The sequence below is a fragment of the Mycobacterium sp. MS1601 genome, assembly GCF_001984215.1.
Classification (GTDB): Bacteria; Actinomycetota; Actinomycetes; order Mycobacteriales; family Mycobacteriaceae; genus Mycobacterium.
Genome location: NZ_CP019420.1, coordinates 488,209 through 505,632 on the forward strand (window position 1 = coordinate 488,209; position 17,424 = coordinate 505,632).

A 17,424-nucleotide genomic window follows, 5' to 3' on the forward strand; every position below is an offset into this window, starting at 1 on the left:
ACTCACGGCGTAGAGGGTAGCGGGCCGACGTTGGTGATCAGCGCCTCAGCCAACGCCTGCCGCCACGGACGCAACGGGGTGAGTCCCGCCCGCGCGGACAGCTCGCCGCCCAGTGCGGAGAAGGGCGGTCGCGGGGCCGGCCGGGGATGGGATTCCGTCCCCACCGGCCGGACCAGTTCCGGGTCGGCGCCGACGTTCTCGTAGACGGCCCTGGCCAGCTCGAATCGGCTGGCAGGTTCACTGTTGGCGGCGTGCAGCACCGACTCTCGGATGGTGCCGCCGGCGATCTCGAGCAGCGCGGCGCACAGGTCACCGACGTAGGTGGGAGAACCGATCTGGTCGGCCACCACGTCGACTCCCTCCCCTGCTGCGGCCTTGGCCCGCATCACCGCGGCGAAATCCGATCCGGTGCCTCCGGTGAACACCCAGGCGGTCCGGACCACCGTCGTGTCGGGCAGAGCAGCCAGCACCGCCAGTTCGCCGGCCAGCTTGGTGCTGCCGTACACCGAGTGGGGACCGGTCTCGTCGCCGGGCTCGTAGGGTCGGGGCCGGCCGGAGAAATGGCCGCTGAACACGTAGTCGGTCGAGATGTGGATCAACTGCGCTCCGACCCGAGCGCAGGCCTGTGCGACGTTCTCGGCGCCGGTCACGTTGACGGCGTATGCCCGGTCCTGTTGGTTTTCGGCAGCGTCGACCGCCGTGAACGCCGCGCAGTTCACCACCGCGTCACCGTCCTCGATCAGTGCTTCGGCGGCCTGCGGATCGGTGATGTCCCACTGCGCGGAGGTGTAGGCGGCAACCCGGTGACCTCGCTGTTCGACCAAGCGGGCCAGGAATCCGCCCACCTGTCCGCCGGCTCCGGTGATGACGATCCTGGGCAGGTTGGGTCCGGTGTCAGCCATGTCACCGAGTCTGGCACGCCGGTGTCGGCTACCCGGTTCCCGGCGGTGTCACCAGTAGCCTGGGCGGGTGCCAGCCCGAGTGATACGTGTGGTCTCGACCCTGATCGCCATCGCGATCGTGGCGGGGACCGGCGTCGCCTGGAGCACCATCCGGTCTTTCGAGGAGGGCATCAACCACATCAGCGCCGAGGCGCTCGGCGGTGGCGGCGAGGACGGCGCCATCGACATCCTGCTGGTGGGTGTGGACAGCCGGACCGACGCGCACGGCAACCCGCTGTCGCCGGAGGAGCTGGCGATGCTGCGGGCCGGCGACGACGTGGCCACCAATACCGACACCATCATCCTGGTCCGCATCCCCAACAACGGGAAGTCGGCCACCGCCATCTCCATCCCGCGCGACTCCTACGTCGAGGCGCCGGGCCTGGGCAAGATGAAGATCAACGGCGTCTTCGGCCAGGTCAAGCTGGAGACCATGAAAGAGCTCATCGAGGTCCAGGGCATGGACCCGGTGGAGGGCGAAAAACGCGGCGTGGAAGCCGGCCGCGAACGGCTGATCGAGACGGTTGCCGATCTCACCGGTGTCACCGTGGACCATTACGCCGAGGTCGGGCTGTTGGGCTTCTCCCTGATCACCGACGCCATCGGTGGCGTCGACGTGTGCCTCAAAGCCCCTGTCTACGAACCGCTTTCCGGCGCCGATTTCCCCGCCGGCTGGCAGCGCCTGGGCGGCCCGCAGGCGCTGAGCTTCGTCCGGCAGCGCCACGATCTGCCCCGCGGCGACCTGGACCGGGTGGTGCGCCAGCAGGTGGTGATGGCTTCCCTTGCCCACCAGGTGATCTCGGGCAAAACCCTGTCCAGTCCGGCCACACTGAGCCGGCTGCAGGATGCGGTGCACCGGTCGGTGGTGTTGTCCGACGGCTGGGACATCATGAGTTTCATCACCCAGCTACAGGAACTGGCCGCGGGCAGCGTGGCCTTCGCCACCATCCCGGTGCTCGACGAGGCCGGTTGGAGCGACGACGGCATGCAGAGCGTGGTGCGCATCGATCCCACCCAGGTCAAAGACTGGGTGACCAGCCTGCTCCAAGACCAGGATCAGGGCAAGACCGAGGAACTGGCGTACTCGCCGGGCAAGACCACCGTCGAGGTGCTCAACGACACCGACATCAACGGACTGGCCTCCTCGGTGTCGGACGTGTTGACCGCCAAGGGTTTCCTGCCGGGCAACGTCGGCAACAACGAAGGTCCCCGGCCGCCGGCCAGCCAGGTGCTGGCCCGCAGCGTCGACGACCTCGGCGCGCAGGCGGTGTCCGGCGAACTCGGTGACGTGCCCGTCGTGACCGACGAGACGCTGCCCGAGGGCACCGTGCGGGTGGTGCTCGCCGACGACTACACCGGCCCCGGCTCGGGCCTGGAGTCCGACCCCGCGCTGCACGGCGACGTGATCTCACAGGCCGCGGGCCCGGTGACGGCGCCGCCACCGCCGTCGCCGATCCTGACCGCCGGGTCCGACGACCCGCAGTGCGTCAACTGACCATGGCCGCCACTGTTTCCGGCGCGGTACTGGACCCGCTGCTGCGCAGTGACCCGATGGGGCCGCGCATCACCTTCTACGACGACGACACCGGTGAGCGCATCGAGCTGTCGACGGTGACGCTGGCCAACTGGGCAGCCAAGACCGCCAACCTGCTGCGCGACGAACTCGGCGCGGGCCCGGGTAGCCGGGTCGCGGTGCTGCTGCCTGCACACTGGCAGACCGCGGCGGTGGTGTTCGGGGTCTGGTGGATCGGCGCCGAGGTGGTCTTCGACGGTGACGCCGAGGTGGCACTGTGCACCGCCGACCGGTTGTCCGAGGCCGTTGCCGCGGTGGGCATGGGCGAGGTCGCGGTGCTGTCACTGGACCCGTTCGGCAAGCCGGTTCCGGATCTGCCCGTCGGTCTCACCGACTACGCCACCGCGGTACGGGTGCACGGTGACCAGATTGTGCCCGAGCAGGCCCCGGGCCCGGCACTGGACGGCCAGACCGTCGAGCAGGTACTCGCCGCCGCGAAGGCGGGCGCGCAGGCGCGGGGGTTGTCAGGAACAGACCGGGTGTGGTCCTGCGGTGCGTGGGACACCCCCGAGTTGCTGATCGCCAATCTGGTGGCGGTGTTCGCCGCGGGCGCGTCCCTGGTTCAGGTGGCCAACCCCGATCCGCAGGCCCAGCCGCACCGCCGCGATATGGAGAAGGTGACTGTCACCTTCGACTAGTTGCTGTATCCACGCGAGCCGTCACACAAAGCCTGGTACATCGAGGACAATCGCTGGTACAACAAAGTCAACGAGAAATCTCAGACTTCTGACTGGATTCGCCGGGCGTTGCCAGATATGTTACTGAACAGTTACGCGTGTTTGTTCCGTCAAACTGTCGGCGGGGTGGACACTAGGCAACAGCAGTTCCGTCGACGAAGCCGGAGAACCCCAATGGTCACACCTGTGTTCGCCATCGCCGTGGCTGTGATGCTGGCTGTCTTGGGCCGGTTCACTCGCAGCCACCCCGCGTGGCATCTCAGCGTCCACGCCCGCTTCTACATGGGCGCCGGTTACCTGAGCTCTCTCATCGCCACCTACTTCTTCCTCGCCGACGGCGGCGCGTCGTGGGTGTTCGGCGCCGCCTGGGCTGTCGCAGCCGTGTCGATGTTCGGTGCGGGTTACCTCGCCTTGCTCGGCGTTGTGCGCAGGCAGCACGCAGCGGCACTCTCGATGGAGACCATCGAGGTCGACCAGGTGCAGCCGCAGAGTCACGGCTTCTGACCGATAGGCTCGGGGGCCGTGAGCGCCGAGCCCCGATCTCCTCTTGATGTCACCACACTGCGCGACCTGCCCACCTGGCGCAGCGTCGACGTCGTGGACGAAACCGGATCCACCAATGCCGACCTGTTGGCCAGGGCTGCTGCCGGCGAGGACATCGCGGGCAACGTCCTGCTGGCGGAGTACCAGAATTCGGGTCGCGGCAGGCATGGCCGCGCCTGGACGGCACCGCCGCGATCGCTGATCGCGATGTCGGTCGGTATAGGCACCGCCGGAGTGCCGCCGGACGCCTGGGGGTGGCTGCCGCTGCTGACCGGCGTCGCGGTGGTTGATGCCCTGGCGCGCAGCTGTTCGGTATCGGCGAAACTGAAGTGGCCCAATGACGTACTGGTGGGCGGCGGCAAGCTGGCCGGCATCCTGGCCGAGGTGGCGGCTCCCGCTCCGGTGATCGTGGTGGGCCTCGGCCTCAATGTGTCACTGTCAGCCGACGAAGCCCCGGACCCCCGCGCGACGTCGCTGGCCATGCTGGGCAATTCGGCCGTCGACCGCACTGCGCTGGTAGCCGGGATTCTCGGGACGCTGGCCGACCGGGTGCGGCAGTGGCGTGCGGCCGGCGGCGCCGACGAGACCTTGATGCGCGACTACCGCACGCGCAGTTCGACTCTGGGAACCGAGGTACGCGCGCTGCTTCCGGGAGACACCTCGCTGGTGGGCACGGCCACCGACATCGACGCCTTCGGCCGCCTGATCATCGACGACGGCAGTACCGTGACGACGGTGGCCGCCGGCGACATCACGCACCTGCGGTGATTCGGGAAGTTTCAGTTCATTTCAAGAGGGCGCGGCTCATCACGACGCGCTGGATCTGATTGGTGCCCTCGTAGATCTGGGTGATCTTGGCGTCCCGCATCATCCGCTCGACGGGGAAGTCGACGGTGTAGCCCGCACCACCGAACAACTGCACCGCATCGGTGGTGACCTCCATCGCGATATCGGAAGCAAAGCACTTCGACGCCGCCGAGATGAAGCCGAGATTGCCCTCACCCCGCTCAGCCCGTGCCGCCGCGCTGTAGACCATCAACCGCGCCGCTTCGACCTTCATCGCCATATCGGCGAGCATGAACTGCACACCCTGGAAATCCGAGATCGACTTCCCGAACTGCTTGCGGTCCTTGGTGTACTCGATCGCCGCGTCCAGCGCCCCCTGCGCAATCCCCACCGCCTGCGCACCGATGGTCGGACGAGTGTGATCCAACGTCGCCAACGCCGTCTTGAAACCAGTTCCCGGATCACCGATCATGCGATCCCCGGAGACCCGGCAGTTCTCGAAATACAACTCCGTGGTCGGCGAACCCTTGATACCGAGTTTCTTTTCCTTCGGTCCGACGGTGAACCCCTCGTCATCGGCGTGCACAACAAACGCCGAGATACCGTTGGCGCCCTTGTCCGGATCGGTCACCGCCATCACCGTGTACCACGACGACTTACCACCATTGGTGATCCACGCCTTGGCACCGTTGAGAATCCAACCGTCACCATCGGGCTTCGCCCGGGTCTTCATCCCCGCGGCATCCGAGCCCGCCTCGCGCTCGGACAGCGCGTACGACGCCATGGCGCCGTCCACCAAGTCCGGCAGCACCTTGTTCTTCAACTCCTCCGAGCCCCGCAGGATCAGGCCCATGGTGCCCAGCTTGTTCACCGCGGGAATCAACGACGCCGAAGCATCCACCCGCGCCACCTCTTCGATGACGATGCACGCCGCCACCGAATCCGCACCCTGGCCGCCGTACTCCTCGGGCACATGCACCGCATTGAAACCCGAGGCGTTCAGCGCCTTGAGCGCCTCCTCCGGGAACCGTGAATGCTCGTCGACGTCAGCGGCGTACGGGGCGATCTCCTTCTCGGCCAGCCCACGGATAGCCGCGCGGAGCTCGACGTGCTCCTCCGGCAGCTGAAACAGATCGAATGACGGATTTCCGGCCCAACCAGCCATGATGCCTCCCGGTACTTCGGTCGCTACTCGTCGGTAACGTTACTCGGTTCCTACAGTTCCCAGCAGCCGGTCCCGCAGCGCGGCGTCCTTTTTGAGGACCATCGCCTCGAGGTCCGCCTGGAACGCCACCATCCGGGCGCGCAGTCGCGGATCGGTGGCCCCGAGGATGCGCGCCGCCAGCAGTCCGGCGTTGCGGGCCCCGCCGATCGACACCGTGGCCACCGGCACGCCGGCGGGCATCTGCACGATGGACAGCAGTGAGTCCATGCCGTCGAGGCGGGCCAGCGGCACCGGGACCCCGATGACGGGCAGTGGGGTGGCAGAGGCGACCATGCCGGGCAGGTGGGCAGCGCCGCCCGCCCCGGCGATGATGACCTCGATACCGCGGTCGGCGGCCGACTGGGCGTACTCGAGCATGCGGCCCGGCGTGCGGTGCGCGGACACGACACCCACCTCGAACGCGATCTCGAACTCGGCCAGCGCCTCTGCGGCGTCGGACATCACCGTCCAGTCGCTGTCGCTGCCCATGATCAGCCCCACGCGCGCGCTGCTGCGGCTCATGTCAGTGCCCTTCCCATCCGTCGGTCCATTCGGCGTGCGACAACCAATGTGCCGCGCGGTTGGCGCGTTCCCTGATGCCCGCGGGGTCGTCGCCCGGCGCACCGACGATGTTGACGTGTCCCAGCTTTCGGCCCGCTCGCTCGCTCTTGCCGTACATGTGCACCTTCGCCTCGGGCATGCGGCCAAACAGGTGGTGTATCCGCTCGTCGACACTCATCTGCGGAATCTCCGGGGCGCCAAGCACATTGGCCATCACTGTCACCGGGGCCAGGGCCGCGGTGTCTCCCAGCGGGTAGTCCAGCACCGCACGCAGGTGCTGCTCGAACTGACTGGTCACCGAGCCGTCCATGGTCCAGTGCCCGGAATTGTGTGGCCGCATTGCCAATTCGTTCACCAGCAGGGCGCCGTCGAGGGTTTCGAACAACTCGACAGCCAGCACCCCCACCACGCCCAGTTCACTGGCCAGGCGCAGCCCGAGTTCCTGGGCTGCGGCACCCAACCCGGCGGGCAGGTCCTGTGCGGGCGCGATCACCTCGACGCAGATCCCGTTGCGCTGCACCGTCTCCACCACCTGCCAGGCGGCCCCCTGCCCGAACGGTGAGCGGGCCACCAGGGCGGCCAATTCGCGCCGCATGGCGACCTTCTCCTCGATCATCACCGGTACCCCGTCGGCCAGGTACTTCTCGGCGATGGCGCGGGCCTCGTCGGGCGAATCGGCCATCAACACCCCGCGGCCGTCGTACCCGCCTCGTACCGTCTTGAGCACAGCGGAGCCGCCGACCTCGCGGGCGAAAGCCGCGGCGTCCTCAGCGGTGTCCACGGCGGAGAATCGCGGCACCGGAGCACCCAGCGCGCTCAGCTTGCGGCGCATCAGGAGCTTGTCCTGCGCGTGCACCAACGCCTGCGGCGGCGGAGCCACGTTCACACCGTCGGCCACCAGCTTGTCCAGCATTTCGGTGGGTACGTGCTCATGGTCGAAGGTGAGCGCCGTGGCTCCGGAGGCCGCGCGCTTGAGGGCGTCGAAGTCGGTGTGGGACCCCAGCACCACGTCGGGGCTGACCTGAGCGGCGGGATCGCGCTCGTCAACAGCCAGTACACGCAGCGTCTGCCCGAGGGCGATCGCGGCTTGGTGGGTCATCCGGGCCAACTGGCCGCCACCGATCATGGCGACCACCGGCGCATTCTGCGAAGATCTCGGCACACCATCATGGTGTCATGGCCGTCCCGGTCGCCGTACCGCCGGTGAGCAGCGCCGATGATCGACGATTACCCAGCGCCCAGCAGCGCTCCGTACACTCCCTCTTTATGTCCTTCGCTGATGCAACGATCGCGCGGCTTCCCCGTCCGATCCGTCCCTTCACCGAACGGCATCACGAACTCATCAAGTTCGCCATCGTCGGTGCCACGACGTTCGTCATCGACTCGGCGATCTTCTTCACCCTCAAGCTGACGGTGCTCGACACCAAGCCGGTGACCGCCAAGATCATCGCGGGCATCGTCGCGGTGATCGCCTCCTACATCCTCAATAGGGAATGGAGCTTCCGCGACCGCGGTGGACGGGAGCGCCACCACGAGGCCCTGCTGTTCTTCGGGGTGAGCGCGGTGGGCGTGATCCTGTCGATGGCACCGCTGTGGATCTCCAGTTACGTGCTGATGCTCCGGGTGCCGATGGTGTCGTTGACCATCGAGAACATCGCCGACTTCATCTCTGCCTACATCATCGGCAACCTGCTGCAGATGGCCTTCAGGTTCTGGGCGTTCCGCCGCTTCGTGTTCCCCGACGAGTTCGCGCGCAACCCGGAGAAGGCTCTGGAATCCACGCTCACCGGTGGTGGTATCGCCGAAGCACTCGAGGACGAATACGAGCTGCGGCACGGCCTCGCGGCCGATCAGACCGACAACAGCACGGTGACACCGCTGCGCCCGGTCCGCCCCGGCCTGCCGGATCAGCTGGGCGATTCCTCCGCCCCCAGGGTGTCGAAGACCTCGTGATACAGCAGCGAGTGGACCTGCTCCACTCGCGGGATGTCGTAGAACTCCAGCGGGTCCTGTGACGCCGACTCGATGATCAGCGTGCCGGTGCGCAGGATGCGATCCAGTAGTCCGTGCCGGAACTCCACACTGTTGACCCTGGCCAGCGGGATGTCGATGCCACTGCGGGTGATCAGGCCGTGCCGGAACATCACCCGGCGGTCGGTGATCACGAAATGGGTGGTCCACCAGTTCAGGAAGGGCCACACCGTCAGCCAACCCACCAGGATCAGCCACACGGCGCCGATGACCACGGAGACGACGGTCTTGGCGGCGGATTCCCAGTCGGTGTTGGTCACCACTGCGGCGCCGAACGCCGCCAGGGCGGTGGTGACCAACAGCACGAGAATCGGGCCTGTCAGCCGCTTCCAGTGTGGATGCCGGTGCAGCACCACACGCTCGTCTTTGGCCAGGACGTTATCGGGATAACCCACGAGGGCACTTTACCCAGGTCATCTGCGCGTGCAGCGGGTAAATCAGCCAGAGCCCTCACCGCCGGAGTGTTTGCCACATCGGCAAATCTGGTCAGTTTCCCCAGCAATAGTCGTACCGAATGCCAAGTAGTCCCCGGCGCCCTTTCGCGCGCACGTCAGCAAGCATTGTGAGCCAAGACAGCAACGCTGAGAGCTGGATTTCGAGGCACCTTGCGGCACCGGCACCAGGCGCACCGACACGCCCCGGCGCGGGCACCAAACGAGAACCCTGGCGGAATTCTAAGAAGACAGCCGATACCATCGGTTCCCATGACGAGTGTTACCGAGCCTGACGCCGGGGTTCCCGCAGAGAGCAAGGTCGATATCCACACCACCGCGGGCAAGCTGGCCGACCTGCGCAAGCGTGCCGAAGAGGCGCTGCACCCGGTGGGCGAAGCGGCAGTCGACAAGGTGCACGCCAAGGGCAAGCTGACCGCCCGTGAACGCATCTACGCGCTGCTCGACGAAGGGTCGTTCGTCGAACTCGACGCGTTGGCCCGCCATCGCAGCACCAACTTCGGCCTCGAGAAGAACCGTCCGGTGGGCGACGGTGTGGTGACCGGTTACGGCACCATCGACGGCCGCGAGGTGTGCGTGTTCAGCCAGGACGCCACGGTGTTCGGCGGCAGCCTCGGCGAGGTCTACGGCGAGAAGATCGTCAAGGTCCAGGAGCTGGCCATCAAGACCGGTCGCCCGCTGATCGGCATCAACGACGGCGCCGGCGCGCGCATCCAGGAGGGCGTGGTCTCCCTCGGCCTGTACAGCAAGATCTTCCACAACAACATCAAGGCCTCCGGTGTCATCCCGCAGATCTCGCTGATCATGGGCGCCGCGGCCGGCGGGCACGTCTACTCCCCCGCGCTCACCGATTTTGTGATCATGGTCGACCAGACCAGCCAGATGTTCATCACCGGCCCCGACGTCATCAAGACCGTCACCGGCGAGGACGTTTCCATGGAGGAGCTGGGCGGCGCCCACACCCACATGGCCAAATCGGGCACCGTGCACTACGTCGCCTCGGGTGAGCAGGATGCGCTGGATTACGTCCGCGACCTGCTGTCCTACCTGCCCCCGAACAACTACGCCGACCCGCCGCGCTACCCGGCGCCGCACCCGGCCCCCATCGAGGAGAGCCTCACCGATGAGGACCTCGAGCTGGACACCCTGATCCCGGATTCGCCGAACCAGCCGTACGACATGCACGAGGTGATCACCCGGATTCTCGACGACGACGAGTTCCTCGAGGTGCAGGCCGGCTACGCGGGCAACATCCTGGTGGGCTTCGGCCGAGTCGACGGACGTCCCGTGGGCATCGTGGCCAACCAGCCCACCCAGTTCGCCGGGTGCCTGGACATCAATGCCTCGGAGAAGGCGGCCCGGTTCATCCGGACGTGTGACTGCTTCAACATCCCGATCGTGCTGCTGGTCGACGTGCCTGGCTTCCTGCCCGGCACCGACCAGGAGTTCAACGGCATCATCCGCCGTGGCGCCAAGCTGCTGTACGCCTATGGCGAGGCCACCGTCGCGAAGGTCACCGTCATCACCCGCAAGTCCTACGGCGGTGCGTACTGCGTCATGGGATCCAAGGACATGGGCGCGGACGTGGTGGTGGCCTGGCCCACCGCCCAGATCGCCGTGATGGGTGCCTCCGGCGCGGTGGGCTTCGTCTACCGCAAGGAACTCAAGGATGCGGCTGCCGAGGGTGCCGACGTCGACGCCCTGCGCCTGGAACTGCAGCAGACCTACGAGGACACCTTGGTGAACCCGTACGTGGCCGCCGAGCGCGGGTACGTCGACGCCGTGATCCCGCCGTCGCACACCCGCGGGTACATCGGCACCGCGCTGCGACTGCTGGAGCGCAAGATCTCCCAGGTGCCGCCGAAGAAACACGGCAACATCCCGCTCTGATTTCGCGATTTGGGCGTGATTCCGGTCTCTCAGCGGCTGGAATCACGCCGAAATCACCTGAAAGGACACGCCTTGTCTCAGCACGTCGACATCACCGAGGTCAGCGACCCCCGGGACATGACCATTGACGACCCCGCCCCGCCGCAGACGGAGATCCGGATCGTCAAGGGTGAGCCGACCGACGAAGAGATCGCCGCGCTGGTCGCCGTGCTCTCCGCGGCGGGCGGCGGCACCGGAGAGCCGGGCCCGCAGGAACTCAACCCGTGGGGCCACCCTGTCGACAAGCTGCGCTACCACCTGACCAGCTGGCAGCGGGTCACCTTGCTGGAGCGGACGCACATGCGCCGATGACGCGACTCGTCCTCGCGTCGGCGTCCTCGGGACGCCTCAAGGTGCTCAATCAGGCCGGGGTGCAGCCCCACGTGAGGGTGTCCGGTGTCGACGAAGACGCCATCATCGCCGCGATGCCCGGCGCACCTCATGCCGAGGTCGTCACTGCGCTGGCCGTGGCGAAGGCGCACGACGTGGCAGCCGGGTTGCCCGCGGACATTTCGGCCGATTGTGTTGTCATCGGCTGTGATTCGATGCTGCTGCTGGACGGTCAGCTGCGCGGCAAACCCGGCACGCCCGAGGCCGCGCACGCGCAATGGGGGCAGATGGCCGGACGCAGCGGTGAGTTGTTCACCGGCCACTGCGTTGTCCGCATGGCAGCCGGCAGCCATCGCGAGATCGCCGAATCCGGCTGCACCACAGTTCATTTCGGCAAGCCAACCGCAGCTGATCTGACCGCGTACATCGCCGGTGGCGAACCGCTGTTCGTGGCGGGCGCGTTCACCCTCGACGGGCTGGGCGCCTGGTTCGTCGATCGGATCGAGGGCGACCCGTCGAATGTGATCGGGCTGAGCCTGCCGCTGTTGCGACGGATGCTGGCCGACCTCGGTGTGTCCGTTGCGTCACTGTGGGCCGCCAACCCCGCCTGAGCGCGCGTGCACGGCGTGGGCGACCGGTAGGCTCGACGCGTGCCGCTACCAGCAGATCCCAGTCCCAAGCTCCAGGACTACGCCCACCCCGAGCGCCTCGTGACCGCCGACTGGCTGTCGGCCCATCTGGGCACCAAAGGTCTGGCCATCGTCGAGTCCGACGAGGATGTCCTGCTCTACGACATCGGCCACATTCCCGGCGCGGTCAAGATCGACTGGCACACCGACCTCAACGACCCCGAGGTGCGCGACTACATCACCGGCGAACAGTTCGCGGAATTGATGGATCGCAAAGGCATTTCGCGTGACGACACCGTGGTGATCTACGGCGACAAGAGCAATTGGTGGGCCGCCTACGCGCTGTGGGTGTTCACCCTCTTCGGCCATGAGGACGTCCGGCTGCTCAACGGCGGACGCGACCTGTGGATCTCCGACGGCCGTGACACCACCTTGGACGTGCCGTCGCGGAGCACCACCGGCTATCCCGTGGTTGAGCGCAACGACGCCGCCATCCGCGCCTTCAAGAACGACGTGCTGGCCACCCTGGGCACCGAGACGCTGATCGATGTTCGTTCGCCGCAGGAGTACACCGGTGAGCGCACCCACATGCCCGACTACCCGGAAGAGGGTGCGCTGCGCGGTGGACACATTCCCACCGCGATCTCGGTGCCGTGGGCCAAGGCCGCCGACGATCACTCCCGGTTCCGCAGCCGCGCCGAACTCGACGAGATCTACAGCTTCGTCGGCGAGGCGGGCAAGCCGGTCATCGCCTACTGCCGCATCGGCGAGCGGTCCAGCCACACGTGGTTCGTCCTGACCCACCTACTCGGCGTGGAGAACGTCCGCAACTACGACGGCTCCTGGACCGAGTGGGGCAACACCGTGCGGGTGCCGATCGTGGCGGGCGAAGCCCCCGGCGACGCGCCGGGGTGAGTCGATGAGCATGCCCGCCGCCCTGGCCGAAGTGGTGTCCGATTTCGCCGAGGTGCAGGGGCAGGACAAGCTGCAACTGCTGCTGGAGTTCGCCCAGGAGCTGCCGGAACTGCCCGCCGACCTCGAAGAGGCGGCCATGGAACCGGTGCCGGAATGCCAGTCGCCATTGTTCCTGCATGTCGACGCCGCCGATCCCGCTCATGTGCGGCTGTTCTTCAGCGCTCCAGCCGAGGCTCCCACCACCCGCGGGTTCGCCTCGATCCTGGCCACCGGGCTGGACGGGCAGAGCAAGGACGACATCTTGGCCGTGCCCGACGATTTCTACTCCGAGTTGGGCCTTGGGGCACTGATCAGTCCGCTGCGACTGCGCGGCATGTCGGCGATGCTGGCACGAATCAAGCGGCGGTTACGGGACATCTAGTCGGCACAGCCGGCGCCGTTTGCCACACCTGCCCATTGCCGGCACACACCCATCTGTGCGCGTGTCCACCGCCGGGCAGCGAGTGCGCCCGGTCGCCGACGAGCAAGCTCCAAGCAATACCTGGCAAACTGCTGTGAATTGTTCAATACATGCTCACCACTATTGGGCACTACACTCGAGCAAATGACCGCGGCCGACCATCAGCGGCACGCCGACGCCGTCGCAACCACCCTGGAGAGCCAGGTCGGCCAGACGCGGCGCGAGCTCGACCGCACCGGACTGGTCCGTCTCGTCGACGTCATCACCTCGGACTGGCTCTGCAGCGCCCGCGCGGAGGTCGACGACCATATTGGCCGCCACGGACGCGGTGAGCACAGTTTGATCGACGTCGAGCAGTGGGAGTGCCCCGCGATTGCGGCGCTGGCCACCGACGCACGGGTGGAGTCCTTTCTGCACTCACTGACGTCGCTGCCCGCGGCGCCGGGCTTCGGCGGATACCGCCTACGGGTGCTGCGGATCCTGGACGGCTCCGGCGTCGACTCTCCGCCGTTCGACTGGCACTACGACGCCAATGCCGTGACCATGCTGGTCCCGATCGTCATCCCGGACGACGATTCCGGTCACGTCGCCTTGTTCCCCGATCATCGCCCGCACCGACGCTGGGCGATGCTCAGCGCCGCGGAGCGACTGATCGTCCACAACAACGCGTACGGCCGGCGGCTACGGCACCGGTTCGACAATGCCCCGGAGGTCTTCACCGTCCGACTCAGGCCGGGCGATGCCTATCTGTTCCGCGGCTACCGCTCGCTCCACGCGACACTGCCGTGGCCGGCGAACACGCTGCGGGTCACCCTGCTGCTGCAATACGGCCATCCCTACGGCCCCGAGGGCAGGGTTGTGCAGGCGCTACGGGCGCGACGAAATCAGCAGCGGCAGCGCCGAACCAGGCGATACCCGGGCCACGAATCGCGAGGCTGACAGAACCTACCCGTCGGTAACCGGCACCGCCTCCCCCCGCCGACAGACGGGGCGCTTAAACTGCCCGATAGATTCTTAAAGACGTTTCTTAGAGACGGCCGCCGATCGGCCCACAGACTTGACCCCCAGGAGGCGTAGTGCCTAGTCACGCCAGTTCCAGCATCTCGAAAGTCCTCGTCGCCAACCGCGGCGAGATCGCGGTCCGAGTGATCCGAGCAGCCAAGGATGCCGGCCTGGCGAGTGTGGCGGTGTACGCCGAACCGGACGCCGACGCGCCGCACGTACGTCTGGCCGATGAGGCATTTGCACTCGGCGGACAGACGTCCGCCGAGTCGTACCTGGTGTTCGACAAGCTGCTCGACGCCGCCGCCAAATCCGGCGCCAACGCCGTCCACCCCGGCTACGGCTTCCTGTCCGAGAACGCCGACTTCGCCCAGGCCGTCCTCGACGCCGGGCTGATCTGGATCGGGCCCAGCCCGCAGTCCATCCGCGACCTCGGTGACAAGGTGACGGCTCGCCACATCGCCGCCCGTGCCCAGGCTCCCCTGGTTCCCGGCACCCCGGATCCGGTCAAGGACGCCGACGAGGTCGTCGCCTTCGCCAAGGAGTACGGCGTACCCGTCGCGATCAAGGCCGCGTTCGGCGGCGGTGGGCGCGGCATGAAGGTGGCCCGCACCATCGAAGAGATCCCCGAGCTGTTCGACTCCGCCACCCGCGAGGCCATCTCCGCCTTCGGCCGCGGTGAATGCTTCGTGGAGCGCTACCTGGACAAGCCACGCCACGTCGAGGCTCAGGTGATCGCCGACATGCACGGCAACGTCGTGGTCGCGGGCACCCGCGACTGCTCGCTGCAGCGCCGATTCCAGAAGCTCGTCGAGGAGGCCCCGGCGCCGTTCCTGACCGACGCGCAGCGCAAGGAGATCCACGAATCGGCCAAGCGCATCTGCAAGGAAGCCGGCTACTACGGTGCAGGCACCGTCGAATACCTGGTGGGCCAGGACGGGCTGATCTCCTTCCTCGAGGTGAACACCCGCCTGCAGGTGGAACATCCGGTCACCGAGGAGACCTCGGGCATCGACCTGGTGCGCCAGCAGTTCCGCATCGCCAACGGTGAAGCCCTCGACGTCACCGAGGATCCGACGCCGCGCGGACACAGCTTCGAGTTCCGGATCAACGGCGAAGACGCCGGTCGCGGCTTCCTGCCCGCCCCGGGTCCCGTCACCAACTTCGTTCCGCCCACCGGTCCCGGCGTGCGCCTGGACTCCGGCGTGGAGACCGGTTCGGTTATCGGCGGACAGTTCGACTCGATGCTGGCCAAACTGATCGTCACCGGCGCCACCCGTGAAGAGGCGCTGGAGCGCTCGCGCCGCGCGCTGGCCGAGTTCACCGTCGAGGGTCTGGCGACCGTCATCCCGTTCCACCGCGCCGTGGTGTCCGACCCCGCCTTCATCGGCGACGACAACGGCTTCACCGTGCACACCCGCTGGATCGAAACCGAGTGGGACAACACCGTCGAGCCGTTCACCGGCGGCGGTGCCGTCGACGAGGAAGAGGCGACTCCGCGCCAGACCGTGGTCGTCGAGGTGGGTGGCCGTCGTGTCGAGGTGTCGCTGCCCGGAGACCTCGCGATCGGCGGCGGCGCTGCACCCGCCAGCGGTGTGATCCGCAAGAAGCCCAAGCCGCGCAAGCGAGGCGCTGCCGGTGGTGCCGCCGCGTCCGGTGACGCCGTGACCGCACCCATGCAGGGCACTGTCGTGAAGGTCGCCGTCGAAGAGGGCCAGCAGGTCTCTGCCGGGGATCTGATCGTGGTGCTGGAGGCGATGAAGATGGAGAACCCGGTGACCGCGCACAAGGACGGCACCGTGACCGGGCTGTCCGTCGAAGCCGGTGCCGCTGTCACCCAGGGCACCGTCCTGGCGGAGCTCAAGGACTAGCCATCACCCACTGACCGCAACGGCCGCTCCTTCGGGGGCGGCCGTTCTGGTCTGGCACAGAGCACCGAGCCCGGGCCCGGGCCCGACGCCGCATAATTGCGGACGTGGAACCCGTCGAGATCAACGCCGGCAGTTGGTATCTGCGCGCGCTGCGCGCCGACGACCGGGTGGACGACCGGCCGGCGCTGACAGCTCTGGGCGAGACCGACCCGGACTACGTCACCCGATGCACCAGGGACTGGTTCGAGGAGAACCGCTTCACGTGGGCGGTCAGTGAGCCCACCACCGGGGAGATGCTGGCCGAGGTGACGCTGGACCCCGACGACGGCATGGTCACCTCACGCGCTCGCAGCGGTCATGACGACGTGTTGCCGACGTCCGAGGACGCTGTGCGTCGGTTCGCCGCAGGTGCGTTGGGTCTGGGTCAGTAGCCAAACCAATTGATGTGAAGTCGATCTCGATGACCTCAGCACTGCCTGTCTGACTGCAAGACTGGCGGACGGATCCTCACCACGAGCCGCAGGAGTCAACGATGACCCGCCCCCAGATCGTCGCCGTCACAGGTGCGGCAGGCAGCATCGGCTACGCCGCGCTGTTCCGCATCGCCGCGGGCGCCATGCTCGGCCATGACACCCCGGTGATCTTGCGCCTGGTCGAACTCCCCGAGGCGGTGCGCGCCGCCGAAGGCGTGGTGATGGAACTCGACGACGGCGCCTTCCCACTGTTGGCGGGCACCGAGATCCACGATGATCCCGTCCGCGCGTTCGACGGGGTCGATGTCGCGCTGTTGATCGGCGCCCGCCCGCGTACCAAGGGTATGGAGCGCGCCGATCTGCTGTCGGCCAACGCCCAGATATTCGCCACCGCAGGCCGGGCCCTCAATGCCGGAGCAAGCGCCGATGTCCGGGTTCTGGTGGTGGGCAACCCCGCCAACACCAACGCCATGGTGGCCGCAGCCAACGCCCCCGACATCCCCGCCGAACGCTTCACGGCGCTCACCCGCCTGGACCACAACCGTGCCGTCGCGGCCATGGCCCGCCACGCGCGGGTGCCCGTCACCGAGATCAGCCAGATGACCATCTGGGGCAATCACTCCCCCACGATGTACCCCGACATCTTCCACGCCAAGGTCGGCGGCCGCTCCGGTGCCGACTACGCCGCCGATACCCATTGGCTGACAGATGATTTCATTCCCACCGTGGCCCGCCGCGGCACCGCCATCATCGAGGCCCGCGGCGCCAGCTCAGCGGCATCGGCCGCCAACGGCGCCATCGACCACATCGACGACTGGGTGCACGGTACCCCGGTCGGCGACTGGACTTCGGTGGCGCTGCCCTCGCCCGGCGCCTACGGCGTCGACGAAGGGCTGGTGTGTTCGTTCCCGTGCCGGGCCGTCGACGGTCGGTGGCAGATCGTGGACGGCCTGGACATCAACCCCTTCTCCCGGTCACGCATCGACGCCTCGGTGACCGAGTTGCGCGAGGAACGCGACGCGGTGCGATCACTGGGCCTGCTCTGAG

General features: G+C 67.3%; 19 protein-coding genes. 14 read left to right on the forward strand and 5 right to left on the reverse strand.

The window, feature by feature from the left end; translation table 11 throughout:
- Window positions 1-2: 2 nt before the first annotated feature.
- The gene (gene rfbD / locus BVC93_RS02315; RefSeq protein WP_083735762.1) at window positions 3-902 is read right to left on the reverse strand and encodes a dTDP-4-dehydrorhamnose reductase; all 900 of its coding nucleotides are present in this window, start codon (window positions 900-902) and stop codon (window positions 3-5) included.
- 67 nt (window positions 903-969) lie between these two features.
- On the opposite strand from rfbD, the gene BVC93_RS02320 reads away from it, so the two are divergent.
- From BVC93_RS02320 to BVC93_RS02335, 4 genes are all read left to right on the forward strand, one after another.
- On the forward strand, window positions 970-2,436 hold the full coding sequence (locus BVC93_RS02320; RefSeq protein ID WP_083735763.1) for an LCP family protein: 1,467 nt from the start codon (window positions 970-972) through the stop codon (window positions 2,434-2,436).
- Window positions 2,437-2,438: 2 nt separating this feature from the next.
- The gene (locus BVC93_RS02325; protein ID WP_083735764.1) at window positions 2,439-3,152 is read left to right on the forward strand and encodes a TIGR03089 family protein; all 714 of its coding nucleotides are present in this window, start codon (window positions 2,439-2,441) and stop codon (window positions 3,150-3,152) included.
- Between the two features lie 213 nt (window positions 3,153-3,365).
- On the forward strand, window positions 3,366-3,695 hold the full coding sequence (locus BVC93_RS02330) for a hypothetical protein (protein ID WP_083735765.1): 330 nt from the start codon (window positions 3,366-3,368) through the stop codon (window positions 3,693-3,695).
- Between the two features lie 18 nt (window positions 3,696-3,713).
- On the forward strand, window positions 3,714-4,502 hold the full coding sequence (locus BVC93_RS02335; protein WP_083735766.1) for a biotin--[acetyl-CoA-carboxylase] ligase: 789 nt from the start codon (window positions 3,714-3,716) through the stop codon (window positions 4,500-4,502).
- Between the two features lie 16 nt (window positions 4,503-4,518).
- Here the strand turns inward: BVC93_RS02335 and BVC93_RS02340 are convergent, their stop codons facing one another.
- Genes BVC93_RS02340 through BVC93_RS02350 form a run of 3 tightly spaced genes read right to left on the reverse strand, consistent with a single transcriptional unit; the run spans window position 4,519 to window position 7,411 of the window.
- On the reverse strand, window positions 4,519-5,685 hold the full coding sequence (locus tag BVC93_RS02340; protein WP_083735767.1) for an acyl-CoA dehydrogenase: 1,167 nt from the start codon (window positions 5,683-5,685) through the stop codon (window positions 4,519-4,521).
- 39 nt (window positions 5,686-5,724) lie between these two features.
- Window positions 5,725-6,246, reverse strand: a complete 522-nt coding sequence (gene purE, locus BVC93_RS02345; protein ID WP_083735768.1) for a 5-(carboxyamino)imidazole ribonucleotide mutase — start codon at window positions 6,244-6,246, stop codon at window positions 5,725-5,727.
- A gap of 1 nt (window position 6,247) precedes the next feature.
- Complete coding sequence (locus BVC93_RS02350; protein WP_236950384.1) at window positions 6,248-7,411, reverse strand: 5-(carboxyamino)imidazole ribonucleotide synthase; 1,164 nt, start codon at window positions 7,409-7,411, stop codon at window positions 6,248-6,250.
- 140 nt (window positions 7,412-7,551) lie between these two features.
- On the opposite strand from BVC93_RS02350, the gene BVC93_RS02355 reads away from it, so the two are divergent.
- On the forward strand, window positions 7,552-8,238 hold the full coding sequence (locus tag BVC93_RS02355; protein WP_083735770.1) for a GtrA family protein: 687 nt from the start codon (window positions 7,552-7,554) through the stop codon (window positions 8,236-8,238).
- Here BVC93_RS02355 and BVC93_RS02360 read toward each other — a convergent pair.
- The gene (locus BVC93_RS02360) at window positions 8,193-8,711 is read right to left on the reverse strand and encodes a PH domain-containing protein (protein ID WP_083735771.1); all 519 of its coding nucleotides are present in this window, start codon (window positions 8,709-8,711) and stop codon (window positions 8,193-8,195) included. The two genes, BVC93_RS02355 and BVC93_RS02360, sit on opposite strands and share 46 nt — an antisense overlap.
- Window positions 8,712-9,020: 309 nt before the next feature.
- On the opposite strand from BVC93_RS02360, the gene BVC93_RS02365 reads away from it, so the two are divergent.
- From BVC93_RS02365 to BVC93_RS02405, 9 genes are all read left to right on the forward strand, one after another.
- The gene (locus BVC93_RS02365; RefSeq protein WP_083735772.1) at window positions 9,021-10,658 is read left to right on the forward strand and encodes an acyl-CoA carboxylase subunit beta; all 1,638 of its coding nucleotides are present in this window, start codon (window positions 9,021-9,023) and stop codon (window positions 10,656-10,658) included.
- Between the two features lie 72 nt (window positions 10,659-10,730).
- A complete protein-coding gene (locus BVC93_RS02370; protein WP_083740734.1) occupies window positions 10,731-11,009 on the forward strand; it encodes an acyl-CoA carboxylase epsilon subunit in 279 nt (92 codons plus the stop codon).
- Window positions 11,006-11,638, forward strand: a complete 633-nt coding sequence (locus BVC93_RS02375) for a Maf family protein (RefSeq protein ID WP_083735773.1) — start codon at window positions 11,006-11,008, stop codon at window positions 11,636-11,638. Before BVC93_RS02370 ends, BVC93_RS02375 begins: the two co-directional genes overlap by 4 nt.
- A gap of 39 nt (window positions 11,639-11,677) precedes the next feature.
- Complete coding sequence (locus BVC93_RS02380) at window positions 11,678-12,571, forward strand: sulfurtransferase (protein WP_083735774.1); 894 nt, start codon at window positions 11,678-11,680, stop codon at window positions 12,569-12,571.
- A 4-nt stretch (window positions 12,572-12,575) separates the two neighbouring features.
- Complete coding sequence (locus tag BVC93_RS02385; RefSeq protein ID WP_083735775.1) at window positions 12,576-12,992, forward strand: SufE family protein; 417 nt, start codon at window positions 12,576-12,578, stop codon at window positions 12,990-12,992.
- A gap of 183 nt (window positions 12,993-13,175) precedes the next feature.
- A complete protein-coding gene (locus tag BVC93_RS02390; RefSeq protein ID WP_083735776.1) occupies window positions 13,176-13,970 on the forward strand; it encodes a hypothetical protein in 795 nt (264 codons plus the stop codon).
- 137 nt (window positions 13,971-14,107) lie between these two features.
- On the forward strand, window positions 14,108-15,904 hold the full coding sequence (locus tag BVC93_RS02395; protein ID WP_083735777.1) for an acetyl/propionyl/methylcrotonyl-CoA carboxylase subunit alpha: 1,797 nt from the start codon (window positions 14,108-14,110) through the stop codon (window positions 15,902-15,904).
- A gap of 104 nt (window positions 15,905-16,008) precedes the next feature.
- On the forward strand, window positions 16,009-16,335 hold the full coding sequence (locus tag BVC93_RS02400) for a hypothetical protein (RefSeq protein WP_083735778.1): 327 nt from the start codon (window positions 16,009-16,011) through the stop codon (window positions 16,333-16,335).
- A gap of 101 nt (window positions 16,336-16,436) precedes the next feature.
- Window positions 16,437-17,423, forward strand: coding sequence for a malate dehydrogenase (locus tag BVC93_RS02405; RefSeq protein ID WP_083735779.1), 987 nt, complete (start codon window positions 16,437-16,439; stop codon window positions 17,421-17,423).
- Window position 17,424: the final 1 nt, after the last annotated feature.